We start from the raw sequence: 19,078 nt of genomic DNA, 5'->3' as shown, positions 1-19,078 counted from the left end.
GTCAGGCTCCTGCCTGGTCGCCGCCGGCACCGGCGGACTGGCTGATCTTGAAGATGACGAACTCGGCCGGCTTGACCGGAGCGATGCCGATCATGGTCACGACCTGGCCCGCGTCGCGGACGTCGGCGGGGTTGGTCTCCTCGTCGCACTTGACGAAGAACGCCTCCTGCGGCGAGCGGCCCTGCAGCGCGCCGTCGCGCCACACGCGGGTGAGGAAGGCGCTGACGTCGCGGCGGATCGACTTCCACAACAGGGTGTCGTTGGGCTCGAACACGATCCAGCGGGTGCCGTCGCCGATGGACTCCTTGAGCATGTTGAACAGCCGCCGGACGTTCAGATAGCGCCACTCGCTGCCGGAAGCGGCCAGGGTGCGGGCGCCCCAGATGCGGATGCCCTCGGCCGGGAAGTGCCGGATGCAGTTGACCCCGGCCGGGTTGAGCACGTCCTGCTCGACCTTGGTGACCCGGTACGACAGGTCGACCGCGCCGCGCACCGGCTCGTTGGCCGGGGCCTTGTGCACGCCGCGCAGGGTGTCGGTGCGGGCCCACACCCCGGCGACGTGGCCGCTGGGCGGGGTGTTGACGACGTCGCCGGTCAGCGGGTCGCGCACGACCAGCCACGGCACGTAGAAGGTGCCGTAGTCGGACTGGCGCGGGCGCAGGCCGCTGTTGTCCTCGGCCGGGGCGGCGTCGACACTGTCGGCCGGGCCCTTCTTCGCCGGGGGCTTGGCCGGGGTCGCGCCGCCGACGCGGGTGAGCCGCTCGACGTCGCCGGTGTGCTCCGGCCCGTCGAGGATGGCCATCCGGTCGCCCATCAGCTCGCAGTGCGACAGCAGGTCCTCGTACGACAGCGCGTCGGTGTAGCCGGGCGCGGCGACGATGGCGACCTCGTCGATCGCTTCGAGCAGCCGCAGCCCGCTGCGCTGGCGGCCCTTGCCGGCCAACGGCTCACCGGGGGCGATGTTGACGACGTAGCAGCGGCCGCCGCCGTTGTCGAAGAAGCCGTACACGGCCCGCGACAGCGGGGTGCTGGCGGTGGCGTCGCCGACGAACACGCGGACGAACTCCGACCAGCTGTTGACCGCGACCGCCTCGTTGCGGCGCGCGGCGGCGTCCGGTGCGGTGCCGACGAATCCGGCGGTGCTGGTGCCGACCGACTCGATCGGCCTGCTGCCACCGGACACCTCCTCGACGTAGATGCCGGGTGAGGAGTACACAGGCATTGCTAGACCTCCTGGATCTCGCAGGTGATGACGACGGGTTCGGCCGAGACGGCCGCGACCTCGGCGGACAGCAGCAGCCCGCGACCGGCGACCGACAGGCGCACCGGCCGGTCGGCGGCGACGGGCAGCTCGAAGTGGCCCCGGGTGTCGGTGTACGACGCGGCGGTGCCGTCGGCGGCGGAGACCCGCATGCCGACCAGCGCCACCCCGCCGGGGGTCTGCACCCGGCCGGTGAGCCGCCGCAGCGACACCGTGTCCAGCCGGCCCGGCTGGGTCACCCGGGGGATGTGCGGGGCGGCCGTGGTGACGTGCACCGCGACCTCGCAGAGCAGCGCGACGCGCAGCCGTGCCCCGAGCGCGGTCCACAGCGTGTCCGGGACCGGCTCGGCGAGCAGGTACGGCACACCGCCGGTGAGGATGCGGTCGAGGGCCTCGATCGCGGTGGCCTCGGGGCCGTCGGCGTGCAGCAGGAACCGGACCCGCAGGCGCAGCGGGTCACCGGAGCGTGCGGGCAGCGTCTCGGGCAGGACCGCGTACGGCCACACGGCCACCCACGGTCCGCCGAAGGCGCCGGACTGCACTCCGGTCGCCGCGGCCGGGTGTTCGACCCGCACCGCGACGTCGACTTCGGCCAGGCTGGCCAGCAGCAGCGCGGACGCCCGGGCCAACGGCCCGTGGTCCTCGTGATACCGCATCGGAACCTCCGCCTCGTCTCGTGCCGGGGCGGCACGATCGCAGGACAGAGCGTCCGGTCACGGGCGGTGATACACCCACTGCTGTCAGCTGCGTGACGGGTCGGGCGCTGATTTCCGACGCAGGTCAGGCGGCCCCGGAGCCGAAGCAGCTGAAGCTGTACGCGGTCGCCCAGCGTTCGACGGGCGCGGCGGCCTGGGCGGCGGCAAGCGCGGCGGCCGGGTCGTGTCCGGCACGCAGCCGCTGGTGCAGGCCGAGCATCAGTTCGCGGGTGGCTTCGTCGTCGACAGGCCCGGTGCTGGCGACCAGGGTCCGGGCGCCCGCGCCGAGCAGCGCGGCGGTCAGCCCCATCAGCTCGTCGCCGGGGTGCACCGCGGACAGCCCGGTGTCGCAGGCGGACAGCACGACCAGGTCCGGGGCGCGGCGCAGCATGGTCAGGTCGTGCACGGTCAGCGGCCCGTCGGCGAGGTCGAGGTGCGAGAACAGCGGGTTGTCGGCCCGGAACTCGCCGTGCGCGGCCAGATGCACCCGGCGCGCCCCGTCGATCGCGGCGAGGGTCGCGGCGACGGTGGCCTGCGGTCCGGTGAGCTGCTGCGCGCCGGGGGCGAGCGCCGCGAGGGCCTGGACTTCGCCGATGGCGTGGTCGGGGCGGGCGGCGGCGACGAGCACGAAGCGTTCGTCGAGGTCGGCGCGGCGGTTGGCGGTGCCACGCGCCCACGCGGTCGCGGACGGGGCCACGGTGACGGGCCGCCCGCCGCAGCTCGGCATGGCCGCCCAGGGCAGCGCCTGCAGCGCTCCGGTGGGCACGACGACGAGGTCCCGGTCGCCGATCAGCGCGGCGACGGGCCGCAGCAGCCAGTCGTCGAGCTGGCGCAGGCCGTGGCGGGCGGCGGCCTCGGCGGCGGCCAGCGACGCCGGGGAGCCGTACCGCAGCACGAGGCGGCGCATCGCGAACCGCAGCGCCGCGATCTCCGGGCCGAGCGCGGCCGCGTCGACCAGCGGGCACAGCCGCACCCGGCCACCGGCGACGACGACGGCGAGCAGCCGCCCGTCCTGCTCGACGAGCTCGACCAGGGCGCGCTCACCGAGCCCAGCGGTGATCTCGTCGACGGAACCCGGGGCGTCCACGGGCGACGTCGCGGGTCCGGTGCGCCAGGTGCGGCGGCGGATCGCGTCCTCCAGAGCCCGCTGGCGCTGCAGGGGCCGGGTGCGGCGGATCGCGTCGAGGGAGTCGCCGGCCAGCTCGGCGGTGACCCGGCGCAGCTGGGCGAGTTCGCGTACCAGGTCGGGGTCGTCGGCCGGGGTGCTCGGGGGCAGGCGCAGGGTCGCGGCGCGCCAGCGTTCGGCCCAGGCCAGCACCTGCCGGGCGGAGCGCTGCGACAGCGCCAGGCGTACGCCGAGCGCGGCGAGGTCGCCGCCTTCGGCAGAGCTGAGCACCCGCAGCTCGGTCGCGCCGAGCGCGGCCCGGTACTGGTCGAGCAGCCGCAGCCCGTGGCGCAGCGCGCGCCGGGCCCCGGCGAGGTCGCCGTGGTGCAGCCGGCTGAGCGCCTGGGCGTGGCAGGCCCGGATGCGCAACCGGGCCGGGCCGTGTCCGGGCACGACACCGGCGAGGTCGGCCAGCGCGCCGGGGTCGCCGCTCTCGGCGGCGTACAGCCGTGCTTCGAGGGCCTGTTCGGGCCACCCGGCCGCGTCGAGCGCGTCGGCGAGCGCCCGCAACCGGGCGGTGCGCCGCCGCGGCGCGGCGCGGACCTGCAGGTACTCGGCGTGCACGGCCCAGCGCCCGCGCTCCTGGCGGAGGAACGCGCGCCGGGCCAGCCGGGCCGCCTCCCGTGCGCCGTCGGCGTCACCGGCCGCGAGCGCCGCCTGCGCCTGCAGCAGCCGGGCCTGCGGCAGCAGCGTGCCGAGCCGGGCCGCGGCGGCGATCTCGACAGCCTCCTGCGCCGTCTGGTGCGCCTCGGGCAGCAGCCGCGCCGCCAGCAGCAGCTCCGCCCGGTCGATCAGCGCCTCGGCGGGGCGCGAGCCGCTGCGCCGAAAGTATTCGTCGGCCTTGTCGTACCAGGTCAGCGCGGTGACGATGTCGCCGCTGGAGGCCGCCACGAACCCGAGGTTGTGCTGCGCCTGCGCCGCCGCGGCCGGCAGCGCCAGCTCGCGGTACAGCTGCTCGGCACGCCCGAGATCGGCGCGGGCCTGCGCGAACGCGCCCCGGTAGGTCTGCAGCACACCCCGGTTCGTCAGCGCCCTGGCCTGCCACAGCCGGTCGTCGTGGCGGCGGAACGCGGCCAGCGCCGACGTGTACGCGGCCAAAGCCTGCTCGTCGCGGCCCAGCCGGCGCAGCAGGATCCCGTGCTGCATCCGCGCCCTGGCCAGCGGCAGCCCGTCCAGCGCCGACAGGGCCCGGCCGATCTCGGCCAGCGCCGCGTTGGGACGGCCGAGGTCGTTGAGGACCAGCGCCAGGCTCATCCGCGACAACGCCGCCAGCTCCGGCAGGCGGGCCCGGCCCGCGACCGCGATCGAACGCCGCAGCCGCGCGGCGGCCAGAGCCGGATCCTGCAGCTCACGGGCCGCCAGGCCGAGGATTCGCAACGACATCGCCACACCGGCGGGGTCGCGGTCACGTTCGGCGCGGGCCAGCAGCCGCTCGCCGAGCACCCCGGCCCGTCGCGGGTCGGCCATGACCATCGCTAACACGCGCTCATGCTGGAAGACTCTCGCACGACCGTCCTATCGACACGGACAGTAGTGTCAGCGTTGCGACACATCCGGATGTATCAGCAGGCCGTCGGCCGCACTCTGTTGCAGGACGCAACACGAGACGGAGGAACGACGATGGCTATGCCGCAGGACCGCCTGCACCGCTGGCAGGACCGCCGAGCCCGGCGCATGGCCGGGCTGCCCTGGCTCGGCCAGGAGACCCGCGCCGACCGCAAACCGGTCTGGTACACCCGTGACGAGCTGCTGGTCCTGTCCGACCACCGGGCGTCGGCCGAACGCGTCCTCGGCGGCCTCGGGCACACCCGCGGCGTCGGCGAGACCGAACTCGCCCCCGGCCTGCTGCGGCTGCGCGCCGACGGCCTGGACGTGCCGACCGCCGCCCGCCGGGTGCGGGAGGCCGCCGCCCGGGACGGCGACGAGCGCACCGTCGTCAGCCCGAACCACGTGTTCGTGTCCACGCCGTTCGAGCACGGCGGCCCGTTCGGCCCGCCGCAGCCGGCCCCGAAGCCCGGCGACCGCCCCGGCCCGCGCAAACCCGGCCAGCAGGTCGGCGTCGCGGTCATCGACACCGGCGTGTGGCGCGACAGCCCGCTGCCCGCGCACGCCTACACTGCCGCCCCGACCGACTACGAGATCGACACCGACGTCGACGACGACGGTGTGATGGACGGCGACGTCGGGCACGCCAACTTCATCATCGGCGTCATCGGCGCCCGCACCGGCAAAGCCGACGTCCGCGCCATGCGGGTGCTGGACACGTTCGGCCTGTGCACCGAAGCCGACCTGATCCTGTCGTTCGCGCGGCTCACCGACGAGAAGCTGATCAACCTGTCGCTCGGCGGGTACACCCTCGACGACCAGCCGCCCCTGGCCCTGGCCACCGCCCTGTCGGCGCTGCTCACCGGCCGCGACCGGCTCGTCGTGGCCGCCGCGGGCAACGACGGGCTGCGTGACCGGCCGTTCTGGCCCGCCGCGTTCGCCGGTACCGACGTGCCCTGGGCCGACCAGGTCGTCGCCGTCGCCGCCCACGACGGCACGGAGCTGTGCGACTGGAGCAACGCCGGCCCGTGGGTCACCCTCACCGCGCCCGGCGCGGACATCACCAGCACGTTCGTCAAGCACGGCCAGTTCCCGACCGGCTGGGCGCTGTGGAGCGGCACCTCGTTCGCGACACCGCACGTCGTGGCGCTGCTGGCCGAGCAGACGGTCCGCAGCGGCTCGACCGAGGTCGCGCGCAAGGCCGTGCTGGCCGCCGCGACCCGCTCCTACGGCGGATACCCGGGGCTGGCATGACCCAGACGCCGCCCCACACGCTGCCCGAATCGGACACCGCCGCGCTGCTGCGCCAGGCCGCCGAGGGCAGCCAGCGCGCCTGGAACACCATCGTGGAGCGGTACTCCGGCCTGGTCTGGTCGGTGGCGCGCAGCCACCGGCTCGGCCAGGCCGACGCCGCCGACGTCTTCCAGGCCACCTGGCTGCGCCTGGTCGAGCACCTGGGCGCGATCCGCGAACCCGAGCGGCTCGGTTCGTGGCTGGCCACCACCGCCCGGCGCGAGTCCCTCGCGGTGCTGCGCCGCGCCGGACGCGACCTGCCCGTCGGTGACCTGCTCACCCTCGAACCGCAGGACCGCACCGCCCCCGAGGTCGACAGCGACCTGCTGCGCCGCGAACGCGACGGCGTGCTGTGGCGGGCGTTCGGGCAGCTGCCCGGCCAGTGCCAGTCGGTGCTGCGGCTGCTGCTGATGGACCCCGCCCCCAGTTACGCCGAGGTCAGCTCGGCCTTGGACATCCCCGTCGGCAGCATCGGCCCGACCCGTGCGCGCTGCCTCGACCAGCTTCGCCGGAGGTTGAACCCCTGATGACCGCGTACGACGACGACATGCCCGCCGAGCTGCGCGGGCTCACCACACGCATGGACCCGGTGCCGGCGCACCTGATCGCGCTCGCCAAGGAGAGCCTCGCCTGGCGCGACACCGACGCCGCGCTCGCCCAGCTGGTACGCCAGATCGACCTGGCCGGGGTGCGCGGGGAGGACCTGCCCGACCTGTTCACGTTCACCGCGGGCGAGCTGACCATCGAGATGGAGGTGGCGGTGACCGGGCTGACCGCGGCGCTGACCGGCCAGCTCGTGCCGCCGCAGCCGGCCAGCATCCGCGTCGACCATGCCGACGGCCCGACCTGGGTCGAGGCCGACCCGCTGGGCCGGTTCTCGGTGGCCTGCGTGACCCGCGGACACCTGCGCCTGCACTGCCATCCGGCGCAGGGCGGCCCGGTCCAGACGTCCTGGACCCTGATCTGAAAACGCAGGTGGGGGCGGGCCGTTGCAGTCGGCCCGCCCCCACGTACCCGATCTCACCGATCGGGTCCGGCGGGCGGTCAACGGGGGCCGCCCGCCAGTCGTCCACCGCTACAGCTGCTCCTCCTTCGGCCCCTCCACGACCAGCTCCAGGTCGATGGAACCGTCCTCGGCCGGGCTCTCCACGACGTGCGTGCCGAACCCGGACCGGGTCAGCGCCCCGAACCCGGCGAACATGTCGGCGACCGACGTCATCGCCCGGCGCGCGCCGAGCCACCGGTTCTCGTTGTACGCGTGGTACGCGTCGCCGTAGGTGATCCCGTCGGTCAGGCTCAGCAGCGGGCGCTTGCGGCCCGAATTCACCTTCATGATCGCCGCGAAGCTGACCAGCATCAGGCCGAACACGTTGCCTGCCCAGGTCAGGTTGAACTCGTCCACGCCCGGGACGCTGTTGCGGCCGCCGGCCGCCGCGGTGAAGCTCACCGTCTTGTTCTTCTTGTGGTACGACTGGATCCAGCCCGTGTGCCCGTCCAGCGGGTGCTGCGGCGTGGTGCTGGCCAGCCCGCCCCGGTGGATGTACAGCGGGGTCTCGATGATGAACGGGCGGCTGAAGTCGATGACCGCGTTGCCCAGGTGCAGCAGCCCCTGCGGCGGCGTGTTCGCCGCGATCATCTGCTCCCGGTGCTCGATGAGCTTGCGCTGGTCCTCCAGCTCGCCGAGCACGTCACCCTCGGCGAACGGGTCGCCGATCGACGGGCCGAACCGCTTCAGCGCCGGCACCGGGCCGCCGGCCGGCGAGAACATCGACAGCATCCCCCAGAACGGGGACCACGACGTGGTGTCCTCGAACTCCTTCTGGAACTCCTCCGGCACCGGCTGGGCGTAGGTGTGGTTGAGGTACGCGTGCTCCTTGCCCAGCCGGTTGTTGCGCCGCAGCACCCAGCTGAACCCGACGAAGTACGGGCTGCGCGGCCGGTACGTGCCGTCCTTCGCGTTCGACTGGACCTCGCACGCCTCGGCCAGCTTCGCCATGCCGGTGCCGCCGTTGTCGCACATCGCGATCGGGGCCAGCTCAGGCTTGTCGAGGTTGAACTCGGTGCCGGTGGTGTCCTTGGCCAGCTTCGTGAACGACTCCTCGTCGAGGTCGTTGACCTGCACGCCGACGAGCAGGTTCAGCTTCTTGAGATTGAGCCGGTACTTCATCAGCGCGCGCTGCTTGATGAGCTGCCAGGCGGTCGGGTCGGGCTGCATGCTGCCTCCTCGGGGCGGCACGCGGTCGGGGTGACCGCGTGTACCCGAGCAGATGAGCGGCGACCCGCGCCTGATACGGCCCGCGGTGGCGGGCATCGGACACCACCCGAAGGACTGACGGCGGGCCCGCACACTGGTGTGCGGGCCCGCGTTCCCCTGACCGGGCCCGCTCAGCCGGTCGGGAAGTTGTCGGCGGTGCGGATGCGGTCGCGTACCCACACCCCGGCGGCCTTGAGCCGGCTGGTCCCCGCGTACGGCCCCGTGCCGCAGGTGCCCGTGGTGAACACGGCCCCGGTGCGGAAGTCGTCGCTGTAGTTCCAGTTCGTCCAGCTGATCTTCTTGGCCGCCATCAGGTCCAGATAGGCCTGCGCCTGGGTGAAGTTGTTCAGGCCGTCGCCGGACGCCTCCTGGGTGCCGAACTCGGTGACGAACATCGGGATCTGGTCGGCCGCCCGCGACAGCGCGTTGAGGTAGCTGCTGCCGTGCGACGCGGCATAGAAGTGGAACGTGTACATGATGTTGGTCGCGTTGACCTTGTTGTTGATGACCTCGGTCTCGTTCGCGCCGTCCGACAGGCCCAGCGACGACCAGGCCCGGGTGCCGACCAGCACGACCGCGTCGGAGTCGAGGGCGCGGATGGTCGGGATGATCTGCTCGGCGTAGCTCTTGATCGCGGCCCAGCCGACGCCGTTGGGCTCGTTGGCGACCTCGTACAGGATGTTGGTCTTGCTCGCGTGCCGCTGCGCGATCGCGGTGAAGAACGTGCGCGCCCGGATCAGGTTGTAGTTCGGGTCGCCCGGGGTCAGCATGTGCCAGTCGACGATGACGTACATGCCGCGCGCGGTGGCCTGCTCGATGTAGCCGTGTACCCGGTCGGTGAACAGCTGCGGGTTGGTCTCGTAGCCGTCCTCCTGGATGTACATCGACACCCGCAGCACGTCGGCGTTCCAGTCGGTGGCCAGCGCGTTGAGCGAGGAGTCGTTGACGCACTGCGGATACCACTGGATGCCGTGCGTCGACATGCCGCGCAGCTGGATCGGCTGGTTGTACCGGTTGCACAGCTTCACGCCGCACACCCGCAACTGCCCGTTGATCGCCACCGGCGTGGTGCCGGTCGGCGGGCTCGGCGAGGCGCTCGGGCTGGGCGGCACGGACGGGCCGGTGCCGTACACGTCGAACTCCCACAGCGAGTAGCCCCACTGGGTGGCCCGCGCCGTGCCGTACACGCGAACGTAGCGGCCGTTGGCGCTCAGCCCGGTGATCGAGTCGGTGCCGCCGTTGCCGGTGGTCGTGCTGTAGACACTGGTCCAGGCGTTGCCGTCGGCGGACACCTCGATCCGGTAGCCGGTCGCGTAGGCCGCCTCCCAGTTCAGCTCGACCCGGGTGATCGCCGACGATGCGCCCAGGTCGACGCGCAGCCACTGCGGGTCGACGCCCGCCGCGCTGGCCCACCGGGTCGTCGTGCTGCCGTCGACGGCGTTGCCCGCGGGCAGGGTGGCGTCCTCGACCGAGGAGGCGGTCGCGGGCTTGCCTCGCGAGAGCAGCGTCTCGCTCGGCCCGGTGCTGACCTCGACGTCGAGGTAGTCCAGGTTCGCGGTGCCGGTCGCGGTCGTCGCGGCGACCCGGATCGTATTGGTCCCGGCGGCCAACAGCGCAGTGACGGTCTTGTTGGTCCAGGTCGTCCACGCGCTGGTGGCGTTGAAGGCGCTCGCGGCGGACACGGCGGTGCCGTTGACGATGATGTCGGCGGGGCGGTTGGCGCCGCTGCCGTTGGCGTACCGGATGGTCAGGGTGGCGTTTCCGGCGCTGGGCAAATTCACCGTCCACTGCACGGCCGAGCCGATGGCGTTGTCGGTGTTGACGAACCCGCTGCCGGAGTAACCGGCGTGGTTGGCTTCGACGACGCCCTGCGAGATGGTCGCCGACTCGGCCTCGTAGCGCGTCGGCGCAGCCCACGCCGGCAGGGTCGCACCGACCGCGAGGGCGGTCAGCGTCACCAGCGACGCGACGGCCGCCGCGCGCCACGGCCTACTGAGGATCTTCATGCACGTTCTCCAAGCTGTCGTCGGGGGTGCGGGCCCGTGGCGGTGCGGCCACGGGCCCGCGCCGGTCAGGACGCGAAACGCAGGCGCACGATGACGTTGTTGAGCACCGTCGGCGTGCCGCCGTTCATGTCGTTGTTGGTGGAGGTGAGCCACAGGCCGCCGTCGGGGGTCTTGACGACGGTGCGCAGCCGGCCCCAGGAGCCGTTGAAGAACGCCCGCGGGGTGTCGGTGGTGCTTCCGGTAATGCGCATGACCCACAGCCGGGTGCCGCGTACGGCCGCCATGTAGATCCAGTCGTTGACGATCTCGATGCCGCTGGGTGAGGCCGACGCGGTGCTCCAGGTGCGCACCGGGTTGACGAAGGCCGGGTTGCTGCAGGTGCCTTCGCAGGTCGGCCAGCCGTAGTTGGAGCCCGGGGTGATGATGTTCAGCTCGTCCCAGGTGTTGTCGCCGAACTCCGACGACCACAGCCGCCCCTGCGAATCCCAGGCCAGGCCCTGCGGGTTGCGGTGGCCGAGGCTGTAGACGCGGGTGCCGAACGGGTTGCCGGGCGCGGCCGCGCCGGTGGTGGTGACCCGCAGGATCTTGCCGTTGAGCGAGTTGAGGTTCTGCGAGCGGCTGCTGTCCTGCCCGTCGCCGGTGGTGATGTAGATGTAGCCGTCGGGTCCGAACTTGACCCGGCCGCCGTTGTGGAAGCGGTTCTTGGCGATGCCGGTGACCAGCGCCTCGCGCGGGCCGATGGCCCCGTTCTCGAACTTGAACCGGACGAGGCGGTTGTCGGAGGCGGCGGTGTGGAACGCGTACACCCAGTGGTCGGTGGCGAAGTTCGGGCCGACGGCCAGGCCGAGCAGGCCACCCTCGCCGGTGGTGGTGACGGCTTCGGTGATGGTGCCGACGACGGTCTTCTGCCCGGCCAGGGTGACCCGGACGATCTCGAACCGGTCGCGTTCGGCGACCAGGGCGCTGCCGTCGGGCAGGAACGCGATGCCCCAGGGCAGGTCCAGCTGCGTGTTGACGTTGCGGTCGAAGACGGGGTCGCCGCCGCCGGCCTGCGTGGACGTGGTCACCGGCAGCACGGCGCTGACCGGTGAGGTGTTGCCGTTGGCGTCGTAGGCCAGCACCGTGTACTGGTACGTCGTCGCGGGCGTCAGGCCGGTGTCGGACGCGGTCAGGTCGGGCACGTCGGCGATCTGGGTGCCGTTGCGCGAAACGCGGTAGCCGCGCACGCCGACGTTGTCGGTCGACGCGTTCCAGGCCAGGGTCACGGTGCTCGCGGTGACGCCGGTGGCGCGCAGGTTGCCCGGGGTGCTGGGCGGCTGGGTGTCGGTGCTCGGCGGGGTGGTGACGGGCAGGTTGTTGCTGCCCTGCGACGGGTTGCCGGCCGCGTCGTAGGCCAGCACGCTGAACACGTACGACGTGTTGGGCTGCAGGTTGTTGAGGGCGGCGGTGAGGATGTTGCCGCCGACCTCGGCCACGACGTTGCCGCCGTTGTAGACGACGTAGCGGGCGACGCCGACGTTGTCGGTGGACGCGTTCCAGGCCAGGTCGACGCCGTTGGGGCGGACCTCGCCGACGACGCGCAGGCTGCCGGGCGCGGTGGGCGGCTGGCTGTCCGACGGGGCGGTGACCCGCAGCCGGTCCAGGTTGGGGCCGCCGTTGGCGGTGGTGGCCGTCGCGCGGATGGTGTTGGTGCCGGCGGTCAGGCTCGCGGTGAGGGTCTTGTCCGCCCAGGTGGGCCACGCGCCGGTGCCGGCGAAGGACAGGCCGGGGGCGGCGGGGCTGCCGTTGACGGTGATGTCCATCGGGCGGTCGATCGTGGTGCCGTTCGCGTAGCGCAGGGTCAGCGGGTAGTTGCCGGCGGCGGTCACCGACACGGTGAACTGCACGTACGACCCGGTGACGTTGTCGTAGTTGACGAACCCGGTGCCGGTGTAGCCGGCGTGGTTGGACTCGACCAGGCCCTGCGAGATCGTCGCGCTCTCGGCCTGGTAGTCGGTGAACGCGGGCGGCGGGCCGGTGGTCAGGTTCCACTGCTGGCTGGTCAGGTTCGCGATGCAGGACCAGAGGTGCAGTTTGGCGGCGTCGGCGGTGCTGCCGCTGACGACGTCGAGGCACTTGCCGGTGACCGGGTTGACCAGGGTGCGGGCGGTGCTGCTGTACGTCCACTGCTGGTTGGGGTTGGTCGCCGAGCAGTCCCAGATCTGCACCTTGGTGCCGTTGGCGTTGACGCCGCCCGCGACGTCGAGGCACTTGTTACCCAGCGCCCGGATGGTGCCGTCGGTGCCGACGGTCCAGGTCTGGGCGGCGCTGGCGTTGCAGGTGTAGATCTGCACCTGGGTGCCGTTGACGGTGGTCGCGGACGGGATGTCGATGCACTTGCCGGACGCGACGCCGGTGATCGGGCCGACCGTGTCGGCGGCGGCCGGTGCGGCGGCGACGACCTCGATGCTCGCGGCGACGCAGATCGCCGTGGCGAGTACGGCGAGGCGGCGCAGGGGTGGGGAGTTCATACGGGGGGCTCCGTTCCTCGCGACTGGCTCCGCGAGACCGGAAACGGACGCTCGGGGCAGCGGGACGGCGGATGCCAGCCAGGAGTGTTAGTTAAGTTAACTTATAGACTGTGAACGATATTGGTCCACATCAGTGCGGTCAAGCCGATCAGTCCGAATTGGCATGCTCCCGGAGATGTCGCTTCACAGGTCCCGCGTTGGCAAGTACTTGCCAAGACTTGCCGAGACTGTGAACTTCCTTTAGGTTGAGCACTCGCAACGGCAGCTCAGAGTGGGTGCCGGTCAGCAAATCTGTGGTCCGGTGGCGACCCACGCGCCCACCGGACCACCCTTCCCGGAGGACGACATGACAACGACAAACCAGCGGCTCGGCGCGCTGGCCCTGGCCGCCGCCTTCGGCCTGGCGGGCTGCACCGGCGACAGCGGGGCCGCCCCGGCGTCGACGGCGTCGCCGACCGCCAACCCCGCGATCAGCCCCGAGCTGCCGCGCTACGTGGCCGCCGCCGACGAGGCCAACGTCCAGGGCCCGACGACGGTGATCCGGGCCGGCGCCCGGCCGACCGTCGTCGACGACAACGGCCGCGTGCAGGCGATGGTGATGCGCGACGAGAGCCGCACGACCTTCACCAAGGGCAACTACCGGCTGACCGTGTACTGCGTCGGCACCGGCACCCTGTACGCGCACTTCGCCATCGGCGGCGTATCCAAGATCGAGGAGCTGCCCACCTGCGACACGGCCCGGCCGACGGTGTCGTCGGTCGAGCTGAGCCTGCCCGCGGACGCGGCCGACCTGTCCGTGATCATCATGCCGATCGGCGACGCCCAGGCGGGGGTCGCCTACCAGGTGCAGCGGCAGTGACCCCGGCACAGGCCCGGCCCACCGGGGACCCACGGGGGGTCCTCGGTGGGCGGCCGTGACGCCGCTGCGACGCGGACTTGCCAAAACTTGGCAAGTTGCGCAGCATGGGGGCATGCCTGACCAGCGGCCCGACCAGGGGCGGGCCGAGAGCGCCGTGCCCGATCAGCCCGCCTTCGGGCGGCAACTGCGCGCCCTGCGCCAACAGCGTGGCCTGTCCCAGGCCGAGCTGGTCGGCACCGCCCTGTCCACGGCGTACCTGTCCCGGCTGGAGTCGGGCCAGCGCCCGCCGACCGCGAAAGTGATCAAGCTGCTGGCCGAGCGGCTGGGCGTGCCGGCGGACGCGTTCGCCGTCGCGCCGCCGCAGGGCCTGGGCGAGGTCGTGGCCAAGGCCGCCTCCGCGCCCCGGCCCGACGACGCGGTCCCCGCGCTGCGCCAGGCCCTGGCCGAGGCCAACGCCGCCGACGCGGGCAGCCGCTGGCACGCGCTGTGGCTGCTCGCCGAGATCCACACCCGGCGGCTGGAGCGCACCGAGGCGCTGGCCGTGCTGCACCGGCTGGTCGCCCTCGGCGACGACATCGGCGACCCCGAGCTGAGGGTGCGCGCCCGCAACCGGCTCGCACTGTGCCACCGCTCGCTCGGCGAGATCCCCGCCGCGTACGCCGTGGCCCAGCAGGCCTTGGCCCTGGCCGACGAGCACCCCGTGCCCGCCGACGACGCCGCCCGGACCCTGCTGACGCTGATCTCGGTCGAGGCCGAGCTGGGGCGGCTGCCCGACGCCCGCGCCCACGCCGACGACCTGCGCGCGCTGACCGCCGACCGGACCGGCACGCTGCCGGTCGAGGCGCTGTGGACCGCCGCGACGGTCCGCATCCGCCAGGGCGACGACGCGGCCGCGCTGGAGCTGCTGCACCAGGCACTGCACCGGCTCGACAGCCACGACGACCTGGTCCTCTGGCTGCGGCTGCGGCTCGCGGCGGCGTCGCTGTGCCTGCAGATGACGCCCCGCCAGGTCGAGGAGGCCGCCGCGCGGCTGGACGAGGTGCGCCCCGCCGTCGCGCTGGTCGGCACACCACTGCACAACCAGGAGTTCCTGCTGCTCAGCGCCCAGCTGGCGTACCAGCAGGGACGGGACGAGGCGGCCGAGGCGGCCAGCGCGGGTCTGGAACCGACCGAGCACCTGCTGACCTTCCGCGACCGGGTCCGGCTGCACCTGCTGCGCAATCAGCTCCTGCTGCGCCGGGGCGAGTCCGCCACCGCCCTGGCGAACCTGCGCGACCTGGCCCGGCAGGCACACGAGGCGGCCAACATCGACCTGGCGGCCGAGATCTGGCGAACCATCGCCGAGGCCCCGCACCAGCCCGCTTCCTGAACCACCGTCCGGCAGGCCCCGCCCCACCCATTGACGCATTCGCTGTCACCAATTTACGATGGCCACCTTCGGCGACCAGCAAGCGCTTTCCATCCTGTCCGTCCCCCATCCGGGAGCGCCCGTATGAGACGCCGTCGCACCATCCTGCCTGCCATCGTCACGCTCGCCGCCCTGGTCCTGTCGACCTCGGTCGCCGGACCCGCCTCCGCCGCACCCCGGTTCCGGGTGCTGGTCTTCTCCAAGATCACGAACTTCTACCACGACTCGATCCCCGCCGGCATCGCCGCGATCCAGCAGCTCGGAGCCGCGCACAACTTCGAGGTCGAGGCGACCACCGACGCCGCCGCGTTCACCGACGCCAACCTCGCCCGGTTCGACGCGCTGATCTTCAACAACACCAACTCGACGCCCGCCTCCGGGGCGCTGCTCAACGCGTCGCAGCGGCTCGCCCTGCAGAACTTCATCCGCGCCGGCGGCGGCTGGGCGGGCCTGCACGCCGCGTCGGCCAGCGAGCGCGACTGGGCCTGGTACGACGGCCTGGTCGGCACGATCTTCGACTACCACCCGGACTTCAGCGCGACCGGCGGGGTGTACCCCGGGCGGATCAAGGTCCTCGACCGCGCGCACCCGTCCACCCGCAACCTTCCTGAGCTGTGGGAACACAACGAGGAGTGGTACAACTGGAAAACCAATCCCACCGGCCGGGTGCACACCCTCGCCCAGATCAAGGTCCGTGACGGCATCTCCGGCCTGGACGAGGGCGTCGACCACGCGTACTCCTGGTGCCAGAACTACGACGGCGGCCGGTCCTGGTTCACCGCGGGCGGGCACAGCAGTTCCGCGTTCAGCAACACCCTGTTCCTGGAGCACCTGCGCTGGGGCATCGAGTGGGCCGCGGGCGCGGTCGCCGGTGACTGCAGCGCCACCCAGAACGGCCAGTTCCAGCGCGTGCCCCTGGTCGACCAGGACCTCGCCGACCCGTTCGAACTGGCCGTCGCCCCCGACCGGCGCGTCTTCTACATCCAGCGCACCGGCGCGGTGAAGGTCGTCGACCAGGCCACCCTCGCCGTCACCACGCTGATCGACTTCGCGTACACCCCGGCCCAGACCAGCCAGTCCGACGGCCTGCTCGGCCTGACCCTGGACAACAACTTCGCCACCAACAACTGGCTGTATCTGCTGTGGTCGGACAAGACACTGAACCAGCTCAACCTGTCCCGGTTCACCGTCACCGGCTCGACGATCGCGCTCAGCTCCGAGAAACGGCTGCTGACCATCCCGACGCTGCGCGGCGAGGCCCGCGCCAACTCGCACATGGGCGGCTCCATCGCCATGGGCAAGGACGGCAACCTGTACGCCGCGATCGGCGACAACACCGACCCGTTCGAGTCCAGCGGCTACACCCCCATCGACGAGCGGTCCGGGCGGCGCGCGTTCGACGCCCAGGGCACCTCCGGCAACACCAACGACCTGCGCGGCAAGATCCTGCGCATCCGCCCGCAGGCCGACGGCACCTACACCGTCCCGTCCGGCAACCTGTTCGCGCCGGGCACGGCCAAGACCAGGGCCGAGGTGTACGCGATGGGCTTCCGGAACCCGTTCCGCATCACCGTCGACCCGCTCACCAACGCGGTCCTGGTCGCCGACTACGGCCCCGACGCCACCGCCGCCAACGCCAACCGCGGCCCCGAGGGCACCGTGGAGTTCAACCGGGTCACCAGCGCCGGCAACTACGGCTGGCCGTACTGCATCGGCAACAACATCGCCTTCAACGACTACAACTTCGCCACCAGCACGTCCGGGGCGAAGTTCAACTGCGCGGCCCCGGTCAACAACTCCCCCAACAACACCGGCCTGACCACCCTGCCCGCCGCCCGCCCCGCCCTGGTCTGGTACGCCTACTCCGCCTCGGCGCAGTTCCCCGAGGTCGGCACCGGCGGCGGCGGCCCGATGAGCGGCCCCGTCTACGACTACGACCCCGCCAACCCCCGCATCTCGAAGTTCCCCGAATACTTCGAGGGCAAGTGGATCGTCTACGAGCTGACCAGGCAGTGGTGGAAGACCCTGTCGCTGCACAAGACCGCGCAGACGTTCACCGACCCGCGCTTCGGGCCGACCACCGTCGGCGGGCTGCAGTCCATCAACGGAATCTTCGCCGGAATGAGCTGGATCCAGCCGTTCGAGGCCGAGTTCGGGCCCGACGGGTCGCTGTACGTCATCGACTTCGGGGCCGGGTCCGGCAGCGGACGCGGCGGCTCCAACGACGGCGCGGGCATCTACCGCATCGACTACGTGGCCAACGGCGTGCCGCCCACCGCGAAGATCACCGCGAGCCGGGACAACGGCCCCGCGCCGCTCGCCGTCACGTTCTCCAGCGCCGGCTCCGTCGGGGCGACCGGCTACGCCTGGGACTTCGACGGCAACGGCACCGTCGACTCCACCGCCGCCAACCCGTCCTACACGTACACCACGAAGGGCCGGTTCAGCGCCCGCCTGACCGTCACCGGCGCGGCCGGGCTGACCGCCGTGGCCAGCACCGAGATCACCGTCGGCAACACCCGCCCGACCGTCACCATCAACGTGCCGCAGGGCGGCTTCTTCGAGTTCGGCGACCGCATCCCGTACACCGTGACCGTCACCGACCCGGAGGACACCACCATCGACTGCAACCGGGTCGTGGTGCAGACGCTGCTCGGGCACGACTCGCACGCCCACCCGCTGGACAACTACGTCGGCTGCTCCGGCACCCTGGTCACCGAGTCCGGCGGCGGTGACGGGCACGGGCCGGGCACGAACCTGTTCACGCTGATCAGCGCCCAGTACACCGACGCCGGTGCTACCGGGGTGCCCGCGCTGGTCGGCTCGCTACAGGTCGAGCTGCAGACCCGCAGCATGGAGGCGGAGCACTTCGACGCCTCCTCCGGCGTGACCGTGCTCGACCGGGCCACGGCACAGGCCGGACGCCGGATCGGCGACATCGACAACGGGGACTGGATCAACATCGGGCCGGTCAACCTGCAGAACATCAGCGGCGTCGTGGTCGGGGCCAGCTCGGCGGGCACCGGCGGGACCATCGAGTTCCGCAACGGCTCGCCCACCGGCGCGCTACTGGGCACGGCGACCATCCCGGTCACCGGCAGCTACGACTCGGTGATCTCGCCGACCGTGCCGCTGACCAACCCGGGCGGCACGTTCACGCTGTACCTGAAGTTCGTCAAGTCCGGGCAGACCGGCGACCCGGACATCATGGCCCTGGACTGGCTGCGGTTCAACGGGCGCGGCGTCAAGGCCGAGACCGGCGCGACACTGACGGTCGGGGCCACCCCGACCACCGGGACCGGACCGCTCACCGTCAACTTCACCAGCACGTCCACGGCCCCGCCCGGCCGCACGATCGTGGACCGGGAATGGCGCTTCGGCGACAACACGGCCACCGTGCACGCCGCCACGGCCAGCCACGTCTACAGCCGCAAGGGCACCTACACCGCCTGGCTGACGCTGACCGACAGCGCCGGCGCGACCCACTCCGGCAGCGTGGTGATCACCGTGAACTGACGCGGTCCCTGCGTCGGCGGCCTGCCGTGAGGTAGGCCGCCGGCGCAGGCACCGCACAGTGACTTTGACACGAGATCGGCGACTGCGGCATCCTGCCAGGATGCCCAGGTACCGACGCCCCTACCGCGAGTGGCGGGTGTTCGCCTTCTACCCGTTGGCCGTGATGCTGCCCGCGTCCGCGATCTATGCGGCGATCACGTACGACCTCAGCCGCGGCGAAGCCGTCCTGCTACCCGTGGTCGTCGGGATCGTCACGGTCTGGATGTGGCGGATAGCCCGCGAAGGCATCTACGTCGGGGCTGACGGTGTACGCATTCGAAGGTTGCTGGGCAGCACAGCACTCCGCTGGGACGAGATCCGCCAGGTCGATGACGGACTTCGCGAAGTGTACGGGGCGAACATCCGTTTCCACACCATTGACGGCCGAGTGGTCAAGAGCACCGTGCAGCCGACCGGCGCGGCCGTAGACAGGTATGCGCCGATGCTGTCCCGGGGTGCCTACCTGCACCTTGTCCAGCAGCTGCGCGACCTGCACGATGCATCGCACGCGCGACGTTGAGCGGCTG

Annotated in this window: 13 protein-coding genes and 1 pseudogene; 7 read left to right on the top strand and 7 right to left on the bottom strand. The window is 72.1% G+C overall.

From position 1 onward, the window contains the following. Position 1: 1 nt before the first annotated feature. The 3 genes from ACFQO7_RS11670 to ACFQO7_RS11660 form a co-directional block, all read right to left on the bottom strand. Complete coding sequence (locus tag ACFQO7_RS11670; protein WP_376806376.1) at positions 2 to 1,222, bottom strand: phage tail sheath family protein; 1,221 nt, start codon at positions 1,220 to 1,222, stop codon at positions 2 to 4. Positions 1,223 to 1,224: 2 nt separating this feature from the next. Then, positions 1,225 to 1,917, bottom strand: coding sequence for a hypothetical protein (locus ACFQO7_RS11665; protein ID WP_376806375.1), 693 nt, complete (start codon positions 1,915 to 1,917; stop codon positions 1,225 to 1,227). Between the two features lie 124 nt (positions 1,918 to 2,041). Next, positions 2,042 to 4,594 (bottom strand): CHAT domain-containing protein, encoded by a 2,553-nt coding sequence (locus tag ACFQO7_RS11660; RefSeq protein ID WP_376806453.1) that lies wholly within the window; start codon positions 4,592 to 4,594, stop codon positions 2,042 to 2,044. Between the two features lie 147 nt (positions 4,595 to 4,741). Here ACFQO7_RS11660 and ACFQO7_RS11655 point away from each other — a divergent pair, with 147 nt between their 5' ends. Genes ACFQO7_RS11655 through ACFQO7_RS11645 form a run of 3 tightly spaced genes read left to right on the top strand, consistent with a single transcriptional unit; the run spans position 4,742 to position 6,926 of the window. After that, positions 4,742 to 5,920 (top strand): S8 family peptidase, encoded by a 1,179-nt coding sequence (locus ACFQO7_RS11655; RefSeq protein WP_376806374.1) that lies wholly within the window; start codon positions 4,742 to 4,744, stop codon positions 5,918 to 5,920. Next, complete coding sequence (locus ACFQO7_RS11650) at positions 5,917 to 6,486, top strand: RNA polymerase sigma factor (RefSeq protein WP_361048891.1); 570 nt, start codon at positions 5,917 to 5,919, stop codon at positions 6,484 to 6,486. Before ACFQO7_RS11655 ends, ACFQO7_RS11650 begins: the two co-directional genes overlap by 4 nt. Next, on the top strand, positions 6,486 to 6,926 hold the full coding sequence (locus tag ACFQO7_RS11645) for a hypothetical protein (protein WP_376806373.1): 441 nt from the start codon (positions 6,486 to 6,488) through the stop codon (positions 6,924 to 6,926). The genes ACFQO7_RS11650 and ACFQO7_RS11645 overlap by 1 nt, the downstream gene beginning before the upstream one ends. 108 nt (positions 6,927 to 7,034) lie before the next feature. Here the strand turns inward: ACFQO7_RS11645 and ACFQO7_RS11640 are convergent, their stop codons facing one another. The 4 genes and pseudogenes from ACFQO7_RS11640 to ACFQO7_RS11625 all read right to left on the bottom strand — a co-directional run bounded on the left by ACFQO7_RS11640 (position 7,035) and on the right by ACFQO7_RS11625 (position 12,729). Then, positions 7,035 to 8,174 (bottom strand): hypothetical protein, encoded by a 1,140-nt coding sequence (locus ACFQO7_RS11640; protein WP_376806372.1) that lies wholly within the window; start codon positions 8,172 to 8,174, stop codon positions 7,035 to 7,037. Between the two features lie 170 nt (positions 8,175 to 8,344). Beyond that, a complete protein-coding gene (locus tag ACFQO7_RS11635; RefSeq protein ID WP_417281896.1) occupies positions 8,345 to 9,667 on the bottom strand; it encodes a cellulase family glycosylhydrolase in 1,323 nt (440 codons plus the stop codon). An 87-nt stretch (positions 9,668 to 9,754) separates the two neighbouring features. Then, positions 9,755 to 10,219, bottom strand: a pseudogene (locus ACFQO7_RS11630) (CBM35 domain-containing protein); the annotation flags it as partial. 65 nt (positions 10,220 to 10,284) lie between these two features. After that, on the bottom strand, positions 10,285 to 12,729 hold the full coding sequence (locus ACFQO7_RS11625; RefSeq protein WP_376806371.1) for a PQQ-dependent sugar dehydrogenase: 2,445 nt from the start codon (positions 12,727 to 12,729) through the stop codon (positions 10,285 to 10,287). A 346-nt stretch (positions 12,730 to 13,075) separates the two neighbouring features. Between ACFQO7_RS11625 and ACFQO7_RS11620 the strand changes: the two genes are divergently transcribed. The 4 genes from ACFQO7_RS11620 (at position 13,076) to ACFQO7_RS11605 (ending at position 19,071) form a co-directional block, all read left to right on the top strand. Further along, positions 13,076 to 13,588, top strand: coding sequence for a hypothetical protein (locus ACFQO7_RS11620; RefSeq protein ID WP_376806370.1), 513 nt, complete (start codon positions 13,076 to 13,078; stop codon positions 13,586 to 13,588). A gap of 112 nt (positions 13,589 to 13,700) precedes the next feature. Beyond that, positions 13,701 to 14,957, top strand: a complete 1,257-nt coding sequence (locus ACFQO7_RS11615) for a helix-turn-helix domain-containing protein (RefSeq protein ID WP_376806369.1) — start codon at positions 13,701 to 13,703, stop codon at positions 14,955 to 14,957. Positions 14,958 to 15,080: 123 nt separating this feature from the next. After that, complete coding sequence (locus ACFQO7_RS11610; protein WP_376806368.1) at positions 15,081 to 18,512, top strand: ThuA domain-containing protein; 3,432 nt, start codon at positions 15,081 to 15,083, stop codon at positions 18,510 to 18,512. A 136-nt stretch (positions 18,513 to 18,648) separates the two neighbouring features. Then, positions 18,649 to 19,071 (top strand): PH domain-containing protein, encoded by a 423-nt coding sequence (locus ACFQO7_RS11605; protein ID WP_376806367.1) that lies wholly within the window; start codon positions 18,649 to 18,651, stop codon positions 19,069 to 19,071. The last annotated feature ends 7 nt before the right edge of the window (positions 19,072 to 19,078 follow it).

Origin of the sequence: Catellatospora aurea (genome assembly GCF_042663325.1) — a bacterium.
GTDB lineage: Bacteria > Actinomycetota > Actinomycetes > Mycobacteriales > Micromonosporaceae > Catellatospora > Catellatospora aurea.
This window is presented reverse-complemented; position numbering and strand designations above follow the sequence as displayed.

Excerpts from the sequence above, each read along its gene's own strand:
- ACFQO7_RS11625 (WP_376806371.1), bottom strand. The coding sequence starts at position 12,729 with ATGAACTCCCCACCCCTGCGCCGCCTCGCCGTACTCGCCACGGCGATC.
- ACFQO7_RS11640 (WP_376806372.1), bottom strand. The coding sequence starts at position 8,174 with ATGCAGCCCGACCCGACCGCCTGGCAGCTCATCAAGCAGCGCGCGCTG.
- ACFQO7_RS11610 (WP_376806368.1), top strand. The coding sequence starts at position 15,081 with ATGAGACGCCGTCGCACCATCCTGCCTGCCATCGTCACGCTCGCCGCC.
- ACFQO7_RS11665 (WP_376806375.1), bottom strand. The coding sequence starts at position 1,917 with ATGCGGTATCACGAGGACCACGGGCCGTTGGCCCGGGCGTCCGCGCTG.
- ACFQO7_RS11620 (WP_376806370.1), top strand. The coding sequence starts at position 13,076 with ATGACAACGACAAACCAGCGGCTCGGCGCGCTGGCCCTGGCCGCCGCC.
- ACFQO7_RS11615 (WP_376806369.1), top strand. The coding sequence starts at position 13,701 with ATGCCTGACCAGCGGCCCGACCAGGGGCGGGCCGAGAGCGCCGTGCCC.
- ACFQO7_RS11670 (WP_376806376.1), bottom strand. The coding sequence starts at position 1,222 with ATGCCTGTGTACTCCTCACCCGGCATCTACGTCGAGGAGGTGTCCGGT.
- ACFQO7_RS11660 (WP_376806453.1), bottom strand. The coding sequence starts at position 4,594 with ATGGTCATGGCCGACCCGCGACGGGCCGGGGTGCTCGGCGAGCGGCTG.
- ACFQO7_RS11655 (WP_376806374.1), top strand. The coding sequence starts at position 4,742 with ATGGCTATGCCGCAGGACCGCCTGCACCGCTGGCAGGACCGCCGAGCC.
- ACFQO7_RS11645 (WP_376806373.1), top strand. The coding sequence starts at position 6,486 with ATGACCGCGTACGACGACGACATGCCCGCCGAGCTGCGCGGGCTCACC.
- ACFQO7_RS11650 (WP_361048891.1), top strand. The coding sequence starts at position 5,917 with ATGACCCAGACGCCGCCCCACACGCTGCCCGAATCGGACACCGCCGCG.